This is a genomic window from Kitasatospora mediocidica KCTC 9733 (genome assembly GCF_000744225.1).
Taxonomy (GTDB): Bacteria; Actinomycetota; Actinomycetes; order Streptomycetales; family Streptomycetaceae; genus Kitasatospora; species Kitasatospora mediocidica.
Genome location: NZ_JQLN01000006.1, coordinates 754,298 through 770,175, shown reverse-complemented (window position 1 = coordinate 770,175; position 15,878 = coordinate 754,298). Strand labels below are relative to the sequence as shown.

The window sequence follows — 15,878 nt, the reverse complement described above, 5'->3', positions numbered from 1 at the left end:
TGGCAGCTGAAGAGCAGGGCGACGACTATCCGCAGGGCGGCGGTCGCGTGCGGCCCGACCCGGCTCGCGAACGCGTCGTCGGTGGCGGGGTGAAGGACATCGGAACTCCAGAGGGTCACACTGGTGTGGTTGGGGGGTGGATGAGATGGGCACAGCCGCTGGTGGTACGCACCGTGCGGCCCGTGGGTTCACCGCAGGTGGTAGCGACCACCGGCGGTCAGGTGGAGCCGGAACCGGCGGTCGTCGCCGGGGACCGCCGCGAGCGGGACGGTGTTCCCGGCGGCACCGGTGAGCACCGGGCTCGCCAGGTCCTCGGGCAGCCACAGGTCGACCGTGCCCGCCTGGGCGGCCAGCAGGTCGGCCCCCGTCAGTCGCCCCTGACGCCGGCTCAGGTCGACGGTGAGGCCGCCCCGGGCGCGCAGCCCGCGGACGTCGCCCTCCGGCCAGGACGGCGGCAGTGCGGGCAGCAGGCGCAGCACGCCGTTGTGGCTCTGCAGCAGCAATTCGGCGATCGCGGCGGTGATGCCGAAGTTGCCGTCGATCTGGAAGAGCCGGGGCGGGTGCAGGTCGAAGAGGTTGGGGGCGATGGAGGTGGCGAGCAGGAGCTCGACGGCGTGTCCGGCCAGGACGCCGTCGCCGAGGCGGGCGGCCAGCGCCGCGACCCAGGCCAGGCTCCAGCCGGTGCCGCCACCACTGTGCTCCAGGCGGCGGTCCAGGGCTCGGCGGGCCGGTCCGAGCAGCTTGGCGGCCGCACCGGCGCGCGGCCGTGGATCGACAGGCCGCCGCGTTCGGGGTCGCAGCTCTGCTGCGGGTCCTGGTGGAGCGTCGTGAAGCCCGCCCGGAAGGAGAGCGCTCCGGGGGCGTCGGCGGTCAGACGCACGACCAGGACACCCGCCGGGGCGGAGACGATGGCCTGGTCTGTCAGTGACACAGCGACAACCTCACAGGTCGTCCTATGTCTTGGAAGGGATGAGGTCATCCAGGACTGGCGTGGACACCTCAGGGTTCCCTCAAATAACCGAGCCGATCTGTGGTTTCGCAAAACTTCCGCACCGGAGCCCTGAGCCGCCAAGGCCGCGTCGCCTATACATACACCCAATGTATCGGGCGCCGATTCGCTGTCCTCGCTACCCCTCGACCAGGACGACCGTCAACCGGCGTGGGCCGTGGACGCCTTGCACGCGGATCATCTCGATGTCGGCCGTGGCGGACGGTCCGCTGATCCACGTCAGGGGCCGGCGCGGGTTCAGCGCTCCGATCGCCTCGGGAATCGAAGAGACCACCTGATCAGCCTGGACGACACAGAGGTGCAGGTCCGGGAGGAGGGTGGCGGCCCGTCGGCCTTGGCCCGGGCCGCCGTCCAACACGAGAGTGCCCGAGTCGGCGATGGCTGCCGCGCAGGTGGTCACGACGGCATCCACCGTGTCGAGTCGGCCGGCCGGGAGCGGCGGGGTGTCGGCGATCACGGCGCCGGTCCACTCGGCCAGCCAGGGCGCGGGGAAGCCGCCCGGGACCACCGCGCTGCCCTCCGGCAGGGCAGCGGCCAGCACGGCCGCGACGTCGGCCGACCGGACCCGGTGGACGGTGGCGCCGTACTCGACCAGCCGCTCGGCGAACAGTGCGAGCACCGCTGCCCGGTCTGCCGGGTCGATTCCGGGAGCATGCCGCAGGTACGTGCGTGGCACGGCGCCCGGCTCCGCACGCTGAGTGGCGTTGGCCGCGCGTACCCGGGCCAGGATGTCATCACGGGCGCTGCTCACTCGGTGCCTCCATCGGTGCGCTCCCACCAGGCGCGGAACGATTCCTTGGGAATGCCGGGGACGATCCGGCTGTCGGTCCAGCCGGAGAGCGGCTTTGGCAGTTTCTTCTTCGGAATCAGCGGGCCGGCCTTGCCCGCGGCCCGGATCGCCGCGTTCCAGGCGGCGGGGTGCTCCATCACTGCGCCGACAGCGCGCAGCGCGGCCTTCTCACCGGGGTGCTTGACCTTCGCGTCGCCCTCCGCGACCTGGTGTCGCAGTTCCAGCAGGACGTCCGTGAAACGGATCCGAACGGGGCAGACGTCGTTGCAGGCACCGCAGAGCGAGGACGCGTAGGGCAGGGAGGCGGTCTGCGGATCGTCGAGGCCCTTGAGCAGCGGGTTGAGAATCGCTCCGATCGGGCCCGGATAGACCGAGCCGTAGCTCTGCCCACCGGTGCGTTCGTAGACGGGGCAGATGTTCATGCAGGCGCCGCAGCGGATGCAGCGCAGGGCCTGGCGTCCGACCTCGTCAGCGAGGGCGCGGGTGCGGCCGTTGTCGACCAGGACCAGGTGGAACGTCTGCGGGCCGTCGCCGGGGGTGGTTCCGGTCCAGGTGGTGGTGTAGGGCGCCATCCGCTCACCGGTGGCATTGCGAGCCAGCAGTTGCAGGAAGACCTCCAGGTCACGCCAGGTCGGGACCACCTTCTCCAGGCCCACGAGGGTGATGAGGGTGTCGGCCAGGGTCAGGCACATGCGTCCGTTTCCCTCGGACTCGACCACGACGGCCGTGCCGGTCTCGGCCACGAGGAAATTGGCACCGCTGACGGCAACCTTGGCCTTGAGGAACTTCTCCCGCATGTGCAGGCGGGCGGCCTCGGCGAGCTGCGGCGGGTCGTCGCTGAGCCCTTCGGGAGCGGGGCGGCCGTGGCGGCCCATCTCGCGCACGAAGATGTCGCGGATCTCGGCACGGTTGCGGTGCAGCGCGGGGACCACGACGTGCGAGGGCAGGTCGTCGCCGAGCTGCACGATCGCGGCCGCCAGGTCCGTCTCCCGAGCATCGATCCCGGCGGCCGCCAAGGCGTTGTCGAGGCCGATCTCCTCCGTGAGCATGGACTTGACCTTGACGATCTCCCGCTCGCCGGTGGCGCGCACCAGATCGGTGACGATCCGATTGGCCTCGGCGGCATCGCGCGCCCAGTGGACGGTGCCGCCGGCGGCGGTGACCTTCTCCTCGACCTGGAGCAGGTAGGTGTCGAGGTGGGTCAGGACATCGTCCTTGAGCGCGGCGGCGGAGTCGCGCAGCTCTTCCCAATCGGGGCGCTCCGCAACGAGCTTGGCTCGCTTGGCGCGGATGGTGCCGGTGGCGCGCGCGACGTTGGCGCGCAGTTGGGCGTCACGCGTGGCGACGGCGGCGGCCTGCGGAAAGGCGGGCCAGCCTACGAAGGTGCGGCTCATCGGGTCAGCTCCCGCGTCGAGTGGGGCAGGTCCAAGACCGGGCCGTCGGCCCGGGTGCGGGCAAGGATCTCGGCCAGGTGCATGGTCCGAACGGTGTGCCCGTCCTTGGCGAGACGGCCTCCGATGTTCATGAGGCAGGAGTTGTCGACGGCGGCGAGCACGCTGGCGCCGGTCTCCAGGACGTGGCGGGCCTTGTCGGCGTTCATCGCTCCGGACACGGCCGGATTCTTCACCGAGAAGGTCCCGCCGAACCCGCAGCACTCCTCCTGCGCGGGAAGTTCGATGAACTCGATCCCGGCCACGGCCCGAAGCAGCCGGTACGGCCGGGCGCCGACCGGCGCGGCGCGCAGGCTGTGGCAGGTGGGGTGGTAGGTGACGCGGTGCGGGAAGTAGGCGCCGACGTCCTCGACGTCGAGCACATCGGTCAGGAAACCCGTCAGTTCGTGGACCCGGGGCGCGAGCTCGCGCACGGCGCGGGCCAGGCCCGCGTCGCCGACGGTCTCGGCCGCACGCTCGTAGGCCTCGCCCGGCATTCCTCCACAGGAGGCGGAGGGGACGACGACGGCGTCGTACTCGCCGAACACCTTCACGAAGTGTGCGGCCAGGCGGGCGGTCTCGGCCCGGTAGCCGGTGTTCCAGTGCATCTGCCCGCAGCAGCTCTGCGCCGGGGGGAACTCGACCTCGACCCCGAGCCGGCGCAGCAGCTTGACGGTGGCCTGCCCCGAACGCGGGAACAACCCGTCATTCAGGCAGGTCACGAAGAGAGCTGTGCGCACGGGGAGCCTTTCGGTGGGTGGTCTCGACCTCGGCTGCGCCCATGCAAGCATGCATACAAGCATAGATGCAAGCTTGGATGCCGAATCCACCCGAACGGGCCAGACTGGTGCCGTGTCAAAGCCACAGCCTGCCGCTGACCTCGCCTACGCCCATCTGCGCGATCTCCTTCTGAGTGGTGCCTACCCGGGCGGCGAACTGCTGTCCGAGGGGACCGTGGCAGCCGAACTGGGCATCTCGCGTACCCCGGTGCGCGAAGCGTTCCTGCGCCTGGAGGCCCAGGGCTTCCTCCGGCTCTACCCCAAGCGCGGCGCGATGGTCACCCCGGTCAGCCCCGGCGAGGCCATGGCCGTACTCCAAGCCCGGCTGCTGATGGAACTGTTCGCCCTCGACTCCCTGTCGACCGAGCCCGACGAGGCCGTGCGCGCCGTCGGCGAGGACCTGCTCGCCCTGGCGGCGCGCGAGGCGACCGAGGGATCCGCGTCGCCCACCGGCCCGATCCTGGACACCGCCCGCGACTTCCACGCGCGTCTGATGCGTGCCGGCGGCAACAGCGTGCTGGCCGCATCCCATGCCGCACTGTGGGACCAGCAGATCCGGGTCAGCGCCGCCTCCACCTCCCGTCCCGCCCACGTGGCGGCGGACATCGAGGAACACACCGCACTGGCCCGGGCCCTGGCCGACGCCGACCGGGCGGCTGCCCGCGATCTGCTCACCCGGCACATCGGCGCCGTGGGACACCGCATCGGCCTGGCACGGGAACCCCGGCTTCCGTCGCCATGCTGACCGGCCATCGGGACGCCACGAACGGCAGCCTCCGGCCAGGCCCGGCTCACCTCGCCGGTCGGCGTCGGCCCGGGCCTGGCCACCCGGCTCGGCCTCGATGTCCCCGCCGCCCCCGCCGAGCTGCCGACCTTCTCTGGTGACCAGTTGGACCAGGCCCGCGGCGGCGTACCTGCTGCTCCAGTTGTGCGCCTCCGTCGAGGCCGGTCATGCCGCAGGCGAGTCGGCCCCTCACACCGCGGTCTCCTCGGACGGCCCGGCCGTGGCGACCAGCCGGTAGACCCGGGCCGCCGTGCCACCGAACACCAGCGCGCGCTCGTGCGAGCCCAGACGATCCGTCAAATCCTTTGCTGTGCTGATGACTTGACCGTACGATGCGGCCAGCAGGCAGACCGGCCAGTCGGAGCCGAACATGACCCGCTCGGGACCGAAGGCGTCCAGCGCGACCTCCGCGTACGGGCGCAGGTCCGCGACGGTCCAGCGCTCCCGGTCGGCCTCCGTCACCAGGCCGGAGAGCTTGCAGGAGACGTTGGGTTCGCGGGCCAGCTCGCGCAGCCGGTCGGCCCAGGGCGCCACCTCGCCACTGGCGATCGGTGGCTTGGCGAGGTGGTCGAGGACGAACGGCTGGTCGGGCAGGGCGCGCACCGTCTCGATGGCGGCCGGGAGTTGGTGCGGCAGGGTGAGCAGGTCGTAGCAGAGCCCGGCGTCACCCACCGCGCGCAGTCCGCGCCGGACGTCGGGGCGGGCGAGCCAGGCCGGGTCGGCCTCGCCCTGGACCAGGTGCCGCACGCCGACCAGCAGGTCACCACCCGTCCCCTGCCGCAGCTCGGCCAGGGTGTCGGCGATGCCGGGGTCGGTGAGGTCGGCCCAGCCGACGACGCCGGCGACCAGCTGGTCGGCAGCGGCCAGCGCGAGGAACTCCCTGGTCTCCTCAAGATCCGGCAGCACCTGCACCAGCACGGTGCGCGCGATGCCCGCCGCCTTCGCCAGGGGCGCCAGGTCGGCCGGCCCGAAGTCACGCCGGATCACCGCCGACTCAGGTCCGTCCAGCCAGGATTGCGGGCGCCTGGCGAGGTCCCAGACGTGGTGGTGCGCGTCGATTCTCACGCGCGATCACTCCTCGGTCGACGGGTTGTGGGGCGGCGGGCTTCCGGTCGAACCGGGATCAGCGGCGGGCGGCGGTCACTCGGGTTCGGACGGGCTGGCTGGCCGGCCGGCCGGCCGGCCGGGATCCGATCCCCTTCGGCCAGGTGCTCGCGCAGCCAGCGTTCGGTGGAGTTCACGTGCAGCAGTGCTGCGGCACGGGCGAGTTCGGCGTCACCGGCGAGCAGGGCCCGGAAGATCGCCTCTGGTCTGTCAGTGACACAGCGACAACCTAACAGGTCGTCCTATGTCTTGAAAGGGCCGCGATCATTCAGCGCGCGCCAGGAGCATCAAAATTCTGCCAAATAGTAGTCTTTATCAGGAGTTTCGCACAACATCTGCGCTCCACCACTGGACCCCGAAGAGTGCGGCCTCTATACATACATCCTATGTATAGGGTTGACTCGATTGAGGAGCCGTGACCGCCCGGCTGCTGTCGGTGGGCGACGCACGCGTCTCCTGGACCTGGACCTGGACCTGGACCTGGACCTGTGGAACGTCCCGGAGCCGCTGATCGGAATCCACCTGGACCACCGAGTCCTGACCCCGCCCACCCGCGCCAAGAGGAGAGACCGTGCCGCAGCCGAACCCCCTGGACCCGCGCCGCTTCCCACAGCGGACCGTTCACCGGGACTTTCACACCGCCCCGAGCGCCACCCCGGCCTCTCCCCCGGCCTCGACCTGCTCTCCGAGCAGATCGAGGCCCTGCACGCGGTGGGGATCCGCACGCCCATCTACCTCTCCCTCCAGGTGGACGAGTACGCCGCCCGGGAGCACCCCGAGTGGGTCGCGCACGACGAGAACTGCCCTGGGAGCACGACGGCACGTACCTCCACGTGCGGGTGACCGCCCTGGAGGGACACGCGATGGTCGTGGTCGATCACTGAACTCCCCCACCCCACCCCACCCCACCCTTCCCCCGAGGAGCCGCAGATGTCACCCCATCTGAGCCGCCGTCAACTCATCCGCGCCGCAGCCCTCGCCGGAGGCGCCGTCGCCTTCGGCCTGCCCCAAGTCCTGCTGGGCGAACCCGCCGAGGCGTACTCGGTGCCCAGCAAGATGGACTGGTGGTACCAGGCCCGCTTCGGCATGTTCATCCACTTCGGCTCCTACAGCAACCTCGGCCACGGCGAGTGGGCCTTCTCCACCGAGGACTGGACCAAGGCCAACTACCAGGCCCAGGTGTCGGCGCCCTTCAACCCGGCGAGCTTCAACGCCGACACCATCGCCGAGCTGGCCCAGAACGCCGGCATGAAGTACCTGGTTATCACCGCGAAGCACCACGAGGGCTTCGCGATGTACAACTCCAGCGTCGCCGGATTCAGCGACACCACCGGCAACAAGCTCTACAACCTGCCCCACTACACCGCCTACCAGCACGACCTGCTGGCCGCGCTGAAGACCGCCTGCGAGTCGCGCGGGATCAAGTTCGGGCTCTACTACTCGATCATGGACTGGAACCACTGGTCCCAGACGGTGGACGACACCACCAACTACACCGACATGGCCTCGATGGCCGCGCGCACCTCCTACATCAGCGACATGAAGGCCCAGTTGCAGGAGCTGCTCACCACCTACGACCCCGCCATCCTCTGGTTCGACGGCGACTGGTGTGCCAACGCCGCCACCCCGACCCTGACCGACTGGTGGGTCGAGTCCGACGGGGTCGACCTCTACAAGTGGCTGACCGGCCTCAAGCCCGGCCTGATCGTCAACGAGCGGGTCAAGCGGGACCTCGGGCTCGGCGACTTCGCCTGCCCGGAGCAGACCGTGCCCGCCGAACCGCTCGGCCGCCCGTGGGAGACCTGCGCCACGATGAACGGCGCCTGGGGGTACACCTCCTGGGCCGAGAACTCCTACCGGTCCGTGCAGACCATCCTCCAGGAGTTCGTCACGGTGGCCTCCCGTGACGGCAACTACCTGCTCAACATCGGTCCCAAGGGCGACGGCACGCCGACCCCGGGCTCCGTCACCATCCTCCAGGGGCTGGCGAGTTGGATGGCCGTCAACAGCGACAGCATCTACGGCACCAGCGGGAGCCCGTTCACCGCCGAGCCGTCCTGGGGCAAGTTCACCAGGAAGTCGGGCAAGCTCTTCGCCCACGTGTTCAGCTGGCCCAGCAACGGCACCCTGCAGATCCCGCTGATCCAGAACACCATCAACCGGGTCCACCTGATGAGCGACCCCGGCACCTCGCTCTCCTACACGGTCAGCGGCGGCACCATCAACGTCTCCGTGCCGGCCACCGCCCCCGACGCCAACGACTCCGTCGTGGTCGTCGAGGTCACCGGGATGCCGGCCGTGGTCGCCGACGGCGTCTACCAGCTGGTCTGCGCGCGCAGCGGCAAGGCCCTGGACGACGACAACACCTCCAGCGCCGGCAGCCAGGTGGTGCAGTGGACCGTCAACGGCGGTACACCGCAGCAGTGGACGCTGACCGGGCTGGAAGGGGGCCGGTTCAGCCTGGTGTGCTCCCGCAGCGGGATGGCCCTCGACAACGGGGGCAGCACCAGCGCTGGCACTGCCCTGGTCCAGCAGCCCTACAACGGCGGCAACCAGCAGCAGTGGAGCATCCTCGCGCTGGGCAGCGGCTACTACCAGCTCACCAACCGGGCAAGCGGGATGGCCCTGGACAACGGCAACGGCACGGCGGACGGCCAGACAGCGGTCCAGTGGACCGTCAACTGGGCCAGCCCGCAGATGTGGCAGCTGGTCAAGGTCGGCTGAGCCGGCACGCACCGATGGGTGCGGGAGGCCCTGCGGGCTTCCCGCACCCATCTCCTTTCGCGCCGACCGGAGTTCGGGCCCGCCTCAGAACCCGGTGTGCCGCGCGGGCTCACCGCCCCGGAGCGAAGCCTCCCTGGACCGAGACGGACCCGCCCGCTCCCTGCGCGTCCACCCGGTAGGCGTCACCGGCCGCACTGCGCACGCCGGTGGCGTGGTTGAACTGGCCGGCGAACTCCTGCTCCCCGGCCGGCACGGTGCGGCCCGGCTTGAGGACCCAGCGGTAGACCAGCGTGCCCCCGCTCTGCTGCACCGTGACGGTGAAGTCGTCGGGAGGCAGCGTGCGCCAGTTGCCGGTGTCCTGCACCCCGCCGGTCTGCGCGAAGCGCAGTTCCACCGTGAGCGAGGTGAGCGGCTGGGTCGTCTTCAGGGTCAGGTTCTCCTGAGTCCAGTAGACGGTGCTGTGCGGATCCACCGAACCGGCCGACCAGAGCGGCCCGTTCTGCGCCTGGACAGCGGCCGACGGGGTCGGGTGCGGGCTGCCGGGCGCCGCCGCCGAGGGCGGCACCACCGGGACGGGCCGGGACGACGGCGTCTCAGGCGCACTGGTGAGCGCGGACGGCGACGGCGACGGCGACGGGCCGGCCGGCACGGTCACCGTGTCCGAGGACGACGAGGTGACGACGATGCCGGCGAACGCGAGGCCGCCCGTCGCCAGGAGACCGGCCGCGGCGAGGCCCGCGAGCGCGGCCCTCGGCAGGGACCGCAGGCGCGAGGGCGGGCGGCGGCGGACGACGGGGCCACTCATGCCGCGCTCGAGCCGGGCCAGCATCCTGGCGCGGTCGGGCTGGTGGGCCCAGCCGGCCTCCCGCAGCCGCTGGGTGATCTCCTCGTTCATCGGTTCCTCCTCCCTGCCACCAGTTCTCCGGACGCTCGTACACCGAGTATCCCTTCCAGCTCGGCCATCCCTCGCGAGGTTTGGCTCTTCACTGTGCCCACCGATATACCGAGCGCCAGCGCGGTCTCCTTCTCCGACAGGTCGAAGGCGTGGCGCAGCACCACGCAGGCTCGTTTGCGGAACGGCAGGCGGGCGAGCGCCGACCGCATGTCCAGCACGGCCGCAACGTCGGGTCCGTCCGTCCGCTCCGGGCTGCGGGTCCAGAACAGCGTGATCCGCCGTCGCTCGCGGACCGCGCTGCGGATCCGCTCCCGCGCCATGTTGGCCACCACCCCGCGAGCGTAAGCCACCGGGTGGTCGGCGCTGCGCAGTCGGTCCCAGCGCTGCCACAGGGCGACCATCGCGTCCGCGGCGAGGTCGTCGGCGGCACTGCCCTCGCCGGTCAACAGGTGGGCCAGGCGGGACAGTTCGGCGTAGTGGCGTTCGAAGAAATCGTGGAACTCCGCGGACGCGTCATCGAGGAGCATTCCTCGGTCGCCCTCTCATCAGTACAGGTCACACGCTTGTGCGCGTTAACAACGGGGAGGCAGCATAACAGCGCCGGGCAACGCACCGGTTCAGCCGGGATCAGTGCCGGGCGAACTGCACGCGGGCCGGCTGCACGACATCCGACTGCACCGTGATCCCGTCCACGGTCAGTTGCTGGCCGTAGATGTCGGTGAGCCTGATCTCGCCGCCGCAGCCGGTACCGTCGGCGGAGACGAAGTAGTTGTAGTCGGCCCGCGGCAGCTGCCGCCAGCCGCCGGCGGCGCGCACCTCCAGCGTCGCCAGCGGGTTCCGGTGTCCGATCGCCTGGATGGCGCACCACCACTGGGTGGACCCGGTCTTGTAGCGGATCGAGATCGTGCCCGCCGACTCGGGGCTCAGCAGCGTCCAGGTGATCGGGAGCCGACCCACCGACAGGTCGGCGAGCTTGGCGAACGCCTGCTGGCTGAGGTCGAGTTGGCCGGGCGCGCAGGGCGCCGGGCAGTCGTTCACGATCCGCACCGTGAGGGCGGCGCCGCTCGCGGTGCGCACCGACACGTAGGCGCCGCAGGCCTTGGACGACTCGTAGTCGGTGTAGTTCATCGCCGCGACCATCATGTCGTCGGAGGGACCGTACAGGCAGGAGCCGTTGCCGTCAGCGGCGGCGTAGGCGGTGGCGACGCCCTGGTTGGTGACACCCGGCTTGATCCGTCCCGCCAGGGTGGCCGCCGCGGGAACCGCGCCGGCGCTGCCGCTCGCGGCGGCCGACGCCGCCGGCACCGGCGTGCGTGTGGGTGCGGCCGAAGGCGCGGGTGAGGCCGGGACCGAGCGCGCGGGTGAGGGCGAGGCCGATTCCCCGGCCGAGCTGGTGGCGGTGGGCGGTGCGTCCGCGCTCGGGCTCGCGCTGCCGGGCGCCGCCGAGGCGTCGGCGCCAGACGACAGGCCCGCCCGAACCGCCGTGCCGGGGACGGAGGACGCCGAGGTGGCGTGTCCGGCACCGGTACCGCCCCCGACCCCGAACAGCAGGGCCAGGCAGACCAGAACACCGACGGCCAGCAGCGCCAGAGGGACGCGGCCGGTCGGCCCGCGTCCCTGCCACGGTCGCGGGGCGGAGTGCTTCGTTGCCTTCATGGCCATCCATTCGGTCGATCGAGCCGGTGTTTCACCGCTCGGTTGCCGCCGCTGCCCAAAAGGTTGCCACCCCGTTCTGATTTTTTTCGCCGAAACCGCCCGACCGGGGAGCTACCCCGGTCGGGCGCTGCTCCGAGCGGTTGTCACAGCTCCCAGACGACTGGGATCCCGGCGTCCGTGCCACCGGCCGAGTAGTCGTGGACGACGTCCAGCAGCTCGCCCATCCGGGCCTGCCAGGCGATGTTGACCGGCAGGTGCTCCAACTCGGCGAGCAGGCGGGCGTAGTCCTCACACTCCAGCACGTGGAACAGCTCGCAGCCGCTGCGCCAGATGGTCCAGGCGCGCACGCCGGCGGCCCGGATGGCGGCGGTGAGCTCGACGGGCACCTCGCGGTGGGCCGCCTCGTACTCGTCGATCCGGTCCTCGCGGACGCGGGTGTGCAGGGCGACCCTCATGACTGCTCCTCCGATCCGTCCCCCGGGGTCGGCGCGCCGGTCGGCAGCAGCCCCAGGGCCCTCAACTCGTCCCACAGCGCGTCCGGCACCGGGTGCCGGAGCATCGCGGCGGCGTCCGCCGCCTGCCCGGCGCTGCGCAGGCCGACCAGCACGCCCGTCACCGCCGGGTGGCCGAACGGGAACTGGAGCGCCGCCGCCCGCAGCGGCACCCCGTACCGGCCACAGACCTCCTGCAACTCGAATGCGCGCGCAACCAGTTCAGGTGGTGCCGCAGCGTAGTCGAAGGTGGCGTCGGGACTCGGGTCGGCCAGCAGGCCGGAGTTGAAGACGCCACCGACGACCACGCCGACGCCGCGAGCGCTCGCCGCCGGCAGCAGTTCGGCCAGGCCGCGCTGGTCCAGCAGGCTGTAGCGGCCGGCCAGCAGCACCACGTCGATTTCGGTCTCGTGGACGAACCTGGTGGGCAGTTCGGCCTGGTTCATCCCGATGCCGATCGCTCCGATCACGCCCTCGTCCCGGAGCCGGTGGAGTGCGGGGTAGGCCTGGTCGAGGGCCTGTTCGGCGTGGTCGTCGGGGTCGTGCAGGTAGGCGATATCGATCCGGTCCAGGTCGAGCCGGTTCAGGCTCTCCTCGATGGAGCGGCGCACCCCGTCGGCGCTGAAGTCCCAGCGACGACGGTGGGCGGCCGGCACGGCGAAGCCGTTGGCCAGGTCGTCACCGCCGGCTCCCGGGGTCGGCTCCAGGATGCGGCCGACCTTGGTGGAGAGCACGTACTCGCTCCGCGGCCGGCTGCGCAGGGCCTCGCCGAGCCGGTGCTCGGAGAGGCCGAGCCCGTAGTGCGGGGCGGTGTCGAAGTAGCGGACCCCGGCCTGCCAGGCGGCCTCCACCGCCTCCTCGGCCTGCGCGTCGTCGACGGGGGTGAACAGGTTGCCGATGGCGGCGGCCCCGAAGGCCAGTTCGGTCACCGCCACGCTGCTGCGGCCGAGCCGGTTGCGGCGGAGCGTCGTCATCTCGACTCCGGCCGCAGGCGCAGGCCGGCCATCCCGCCGTCGACCGCGAGGGCGGTGCCCGTGGTACTGCCGGCCGCCGGGGAGGCGAGGTAGGCGATCGCGGCCGCGACCTCCTCGGCCGCGACCAGCCGGCCGGTCGGCTGGCGGCCGTTCAGCGCCGCCCGCTCCGCTGCCGGGTCCGGCGCGGCGTCCAGCAGCCGGCCCACCCACGGCGTGTCCACCGTGCCGGGGTTGACGCAGTTCACCCGGATCCCCTCCCGCACATGGTCGGCGGCCATCGCCAGAGTGAGCGAGAGTACCGCGCCCTTGCTCGCCGAGTAGAGGGCGCGCTGGGGCAGGCCGGCGGTGGCGGCGATCGAGCAGGTGTTGACGATCGCCGCATGCTCCGAGTTCCGCAGGTGCGGGAGGGCCGCGCGGGTGGTGCGGACGATGCCCAGCACGTTGACGTCCAGCACCCGGTGCCACTGCTCGTCGGGGTTGTCCTCGACCGTGCCTGCGGCGCCGATGCCCGCGTTGTTGACCAGGATGTCGAGGCCGCCCAGCGCCTCGGCCGCCTGCCCGACGGCCGCGCGCACCGAGGCGTCGTCGGACACGTCGGCGGTGAAGCCGAGCAGCGGGGCGGGTGCGCCGCTCGGGTCCAGGTCGAGCACGGCCACCTGCGCGCCGCGCTCGGCGAGCAGCCGGGCCGTGGCCAGGCCGATGCCCGAGGCCCCGCCGGTGACCACCGCCTTGAGAGCGCTCAGGTCGAGTGTGCTCACGCGGTCAGCTCCTTCTCGGCGCCGGCCTGTGCGGGCTGCCGGGTGCCGGCGAGGTCGGCGGCCCAGAACTCGCCCTTCGGGTACTCGAAGGTGGCGATGGTGGCCGCGTGCATCTCGGCGGAGAAACCGGGCAGGGTGGGAGCCCGGTAGTGGCCGGCCTCGATCACCACCGGGTCCAGGAAGTGGTCGTGCAGGTGGTCCACGAATTCGATGACCCGGTCCTCGGTGGTACCGGAGAGCGCGACGAAGTCGAACATCGACAGGTGCTGCACGAGCTCGCACAGGCCCACGCCGCCGGCGTGCGGGCAGACCGGCATGTCGAACTTGGCGGCCAGCAGCAGGATCGCGAGGTTCTCGTTGACCCCGGCCACCCGGGCCGAGTCCAGCTGGAGCACGTCGATCGCGCCGGCCTGGAGCAGCTGCTTGAAGATGATCCGGTTCTGCACGTGCTCGCCGGTGGCGACCTTGATCGGGGTGACGCCCCGGCGGATCGACGCGTGACCGAGCACATCGTCGGGGCTGGTGGGCTCCTCGATCCAGTACGGGTCGAACTCGGCGAGCGCGTTCGTCCACTCGATGGCCTCGCCGACGTTCCAGCGCTGGTTGGCGTCGATGGCGATCCGGATGTCCGGGCCGACCGCGGCGCGTGCCGTGCGGCAGCGGCGGATGTCGTCCTCCAGGTCGGCGCCGACCTTCAGCTTGATCTGGGTGAAGCCGTCGGCCACGGCCTGGTGGGCCAGCCGGATCAGCTTCTCGTCGGAGTAGCCCAGCCAGCCGGGCGAGGTGGTGTAGGCGGGGTAGCCGCGCTCCAACAGCAGCTGGGCCCGCTCGGCGGCGCCCTCCTTGCCGCGGCGCAGCAGCTCCAGCGCCTCGTCGGGGGTGAGCGCGTCGCTGATGTAGCGGAAGTCGACCTGGGAGACCAGCCACTCGGGGTCGGCGTCGGCCAGCAGCTGCCACAGCGGCTTGCCCTCGCGCTTGGCGGCCAGGTCCCAGACGGCGTTGACCACGGCGCCGATGGCCATGTGCATCACGCCCTTCTCGGGGCCGAGCCAGCGCAGCTGGCTGTCGCCGATCAGGTCCCGGTAGAGCGAGCCGGGGTCGCCGCACAGCTCGTCGACCGACCGGCCCACCACGTGGCCGCGCAGCGCCTCGATCGCCGCGACCTGCACGTCGTTGCCGCGCCCGATGGTGAAGGTGAAGCCGTGGCCCTCGGGGCCGTCGTCCGAGGTCCGCAGCACCAGGTAGGCGGCAGAGTAGTCGGGGTCGGGATTCATCGCGTCGGACCCGTCCAGCTCCCGAGAAGTCGGAAAGCGGACGTCGTAGGTGTCAATACCGGTGATAACGGACAACGTGCTGCCTTTCACGCGTTCACGAAGGTCTGGCGCTGGATACCGAGGCCGTCGATGGACAGCTCGACGGTGTCGCCCGCGCGCAGGTACGGGTTACCGGGCAGGCCCAGGGCCACGCCGGCCGGGGTGCCGGTGTTGATCACGTCGCCCGGGTTGAGCACCATGTACTGGCTCAGGTACCAGACCAGGTATTCGACGGCGAAGATCATGTGCTTGGTGTTGCCGGCCTGCCGGACCTCGCCGTTGACGGCCAGGCCGAGGCCCAGTGCCTGCGGATTGCCGAGCTCGTCGGGGGTGACCAGCCAGGGGCCGAGCGGGTTGAAGGACTCGCAGGACTTTCCGAGGTCCCACTGGCCGGAGTACTCCAGCTGGAACTCGCGCTCGGAGACGTCGTGGCTGATCGCGTAACCGGCGATCACCCCGCCGGCCTGGGCCGGCTCGGCGAGGTACTGCGCCCGGCGGCCGATGACGACGGCGAGCTCGACCTCCCAGTCCGTCTTCACGGAGCCGCGCGGGATCGGCACCTGGTCATACGGTCCGACCACGGTGGCCGGGTCCTTCAGGAACACCACCGGGCGCTGCGGGATCGCCGCACCCTGCTCCTCGGCATGGTCGCGGTAGTTCAGCCCGATGCAGACCACCTTGCCCGGCCGGGAGACCGGCGCGCCCACCCGCAGTCCCTCCGCGTGCAGCAACGGCAGCGTGCCCGCCGCCAGCTCCCGGCGGACCCGCTCGATGCCGCCCCCGGCGAGGAAGGCGCCGTCGATCCACGCGGTCAGTCCGGAGAGCGCGTAGGTGCGTCCGTCCTCGGCAAGCACCGCCGGCGTCTCGGCCCCGGAATCGCCGAGCTGCATCAACTTCATGGCATATCTCCTCACGCATCGATACATCCGATCAATGAGCGTGCTCCGAACGATACGAGCGACATCGTCACCACGCAAGGATTCGTCCGATGTCTCTCTCGCTCTGCTAGTCGGCCAGCCTCATGTCACGGTTACGAATCGTCGGAGACCCGCTCTTGTCAGCAGGATGGCCGACTCGTAATGTCCTGCCTACCGCGATCCATCCGATGACTCCGGAAGGCTCATCCCCGCCGGGCGACGAGACCGCCCCGCCGGAGACCCCTCCCTCGTCC

16 protein-coding genes and 2 pseudogenes are annotated in these 15,878 nt (G+C 71.2%); 3 read left to right on the top strand and 15 right to left on the bottom strand.

The genetic code is table 11. The annotated features are described in order from the left end of the window. Nucleotides 1-188 precede the first annotated feature (188 nt). The 6 genes and pseudogenes from BS80_RS44180 to BS80_RS29705 all read right to left on the bottom strand — a co-directional run bounded on the left by BS80_RS44180 (nt 189) and on the right by BS80_RS29705 (nt 3,969). Nucleotides 189-503: a glycoside hydrolase family 95-like protein gene (locus BS80_RS44180; RefSeq protein WP_035803849.1), complete on the bottom strand. Its 315-nt coding sequence runs from the start codon at nt 501-503 to the stop codon at nt 189-191. Nucleotides 504-509: 6 nt separating this feature from the next. Further along, a pseudogene (locus tag BS80_RS44175) lies at nt 510-740 on the bottom strand (glycosyl hydrolase family 95 catalytic domain-containing protein); the annotation flags it as partial. 50 nt (nt 741-790) lie between these two features. Beyond that, a pseudogene (locus BS80_RS44170) lies at nt 791-979 on the bottom strand (glycoside hydrolase N-terminal domain-containing protein); the annotation flags it as partial. A gap of 148 nt (nt 980-1,127) precedes the next feature. Next, complete coding sequence (locus tag BS80_RS29715; protein WP_035803848.1) at nt 1,128-1,760, bottom strand: LutC/YkgG family protein; 633 nt, start codon at nt 1,758-1,760, stop codon at nt 1,128-1,130. Then, the gene (locus BS80_RS29710; RefSeq protein ID WP_035803846.1) at nt 1,757-3,193 is read right to left on the bottom strand and encodes a LutB/LldF family L-lactate oxidation iron-sulfur protein; all 1,437 of its coding nucleotides are present in this window, start codon (nt 3,191-3,193) and stop codon (nt 1,757-1,759) included. The genes BS80_RS29715 and BS80_RS29710 overlap by 4 nt, the downstream gene beginning before the upstream one ends. Continuing rightward, on the bottom strand, nt 3,190-3,969 hold the full coding sequence (locus BS80_RS29705; protein WP_035803839.1) for a (Fe-S)-binding protein: 780 nt from the start codon (nt 3,967-3,969) through the stop codon (nt 3,190-3,192). Before BS80_RS29705 ends, BS80_RS29710 begins: the two co-directional genes overlap by 4 nt. A 112-nt stretch (nt 3,970-4,081) precedes the next feature. Between BS80_RS29705 and BS80_RS29700 the strand changes: the two genes are divergently transcribed. Continuing rightward, nucleotides 4,082-4,753 carry a GntR family transcriptional regulator gene (locus BS80_RS29700; RefSeq protein WP_035803836.1) on the top strand — a complete coding sequence of 224 codons (672 nt, stop codon included), beginning with the start codon at nt 4,082-4,084 and terminating at the stop codon, nt 4,751-4,753. Nucleotides 4,754-4,981: 228 nt separating this feature from the next. Here the strand turns inward: BS80_RS29700 and BS80_RS29695 are convergent, their stop codons facing one another. Continuing rightward, a complete protein-coding gene (locus BS80_RS29695) occupies nt 4,982-5,857 on the bottom strand; it encodes an amidohydrolase family protein (protein ID WP_035803834.1) in 876 nt (291 codons plus the stop codon). Between the two features lie 444 nt (nt 5,858-6,301). On the opposite strand from BS80_RS29695, the gene BS80_RS29690 reads away from it, so the two are divergent. Together BS80_RS29690 and BS80_RS29685 are read left to right on the top strand one after the other, a co-directional pair. Then, a complete protein-coding gene (locus tag BS80_RS29690) occupies nt 6,302-6,739 on the top strand; it encodes an alpha-amylase family protein (RefSeq protein ID WP_035803832.1) in 438 nt (145 codons plus the stop codon). Between the two features lie 87 nt (nt 6,740-6,826). Beyond that, nucleotides 6,827-8,620: an alpha-L-fucosidase gene (locus BS80_RS29685; RefSeq protein ID WP_035803829.1), complete on the top strand. Its 1,794-nt coding sequence runs from the start codon at nt 6,827-6,829 to the stop codon at nt 8,618-8,620. Nucleotides 8,621-8,729: 109 nt separating this feature from the next. On the opposite strand, the gene BS80_RS29680 is transcribed toward BS80_RS29685, so the two are convergent. From BS80_RS29680 to BS80_RS29645, 8 genes are all read right to left on the bottom strand, one after another. Continuing rightward, nucleotides 8,730-9,515, bottom strand: a complete 786-nt coding sequence (locus BS80_RS29680) for a superantigen-like protein SSL4 (RefSeq protein WP_035803826.1) — start codon at nt 9,513-9,515, stop codon at nt 8,730-8,732. Further along, on the bottom strand, nt 9,512-10,042 hold the full coding sequence (locus BS80_RS29675; RefSeq protein ID WP_035803822.1) for a SigE family RNA polymerase sigma factor: 531 nt from the start codon (nt 10,040-10,042) through the stop codon (nt 9,512-9,514). The genes BS80_RS29680 and BS80_RS29675 overlap by 4 nt, the downstream gene beginning before the upstream one ends. Before the next feature lie 100 nt (nt 10,043-10,142). After that, nucleotides 10,143-11,171, bottom strand: a complete 1,029-nt coding sequence (locus BS80_RS29670; protein ID WP_035803818.1) for an expansin EXLX1 family cellulose-binding protein — start codon at nt 11,169-11,171, stop codon at nt 10,143-10,145. Between the two features lie 143 nt (nt 11,172-11,314). After that, nucleotides 11,315-11,626: an L-rhamnose mutarotase gene (locus BS80_RS29665; RefSeq protein WP_035803815.1), complete on the bottom strand. Its 312-nt coding sequence runs from the start codon at nt 11,624-11,626 to the stop codon at nt 11,315-11,317. Further along, a complete protein-coding gene (locus tag BS80_RS29660; protein WP_035803813.1) occupies nt 11,623-12,636 on the bottom strand; it encodes an aldo/keto reductase in 1,014 nt (337 codons plus the stop codon). The genes BS80_RS29665 and BS80_RS29660 overlap by 4 nt, the downstream gene beginning before the upstream one ends. Next, nucleotides 12,633-13,394 carry an SDR family NAD(P)-dependent oxidoreductase gene (locus tag BS80_RS29655; RefSeq protein WP_035803811.1) on the bottom strand — a complete coding sequence of 254 codons (762 nt, stop codon included), beginning with the start codon at nt 13,392-13,394 and terminating at the stop codon, nt 12,633-12,635. Before BS80_RS29655 ends, BS80_RS29660 begins: the two co-directional genes overlap by 4 nt. Then, nucleotides 13,391-14,668: an enolase C-terminal domain-like protein gene (locus tag BS80_RS29650; protein WP_232246692.1), complete on the bottom strand. Its 1,278-nt coding sequence runs from the start codon at nt 14,666-14,668 to the stop codon at nt 13,391-13,393. Before BS80_RS29650 ends, BS80_RS29655 begins: the two co-directional genes overlap by 4 nt. An 86-nt stretch (nt 14,669-14,754) precedes the next feature. Then, nucleotides 14,755-15,606, bottom strand: a complete 852-nt coding sequence (locus tag BS80_RS29645; protein ID WP_035803807.1) for a fumarylacetoacetate hydrolase family protein — start codon at nt 15,604-15,606, stop codon at nt 14,755-14,757. Nucleotides 15,607-15,878 lie beyond the last annotated feature (272 nt).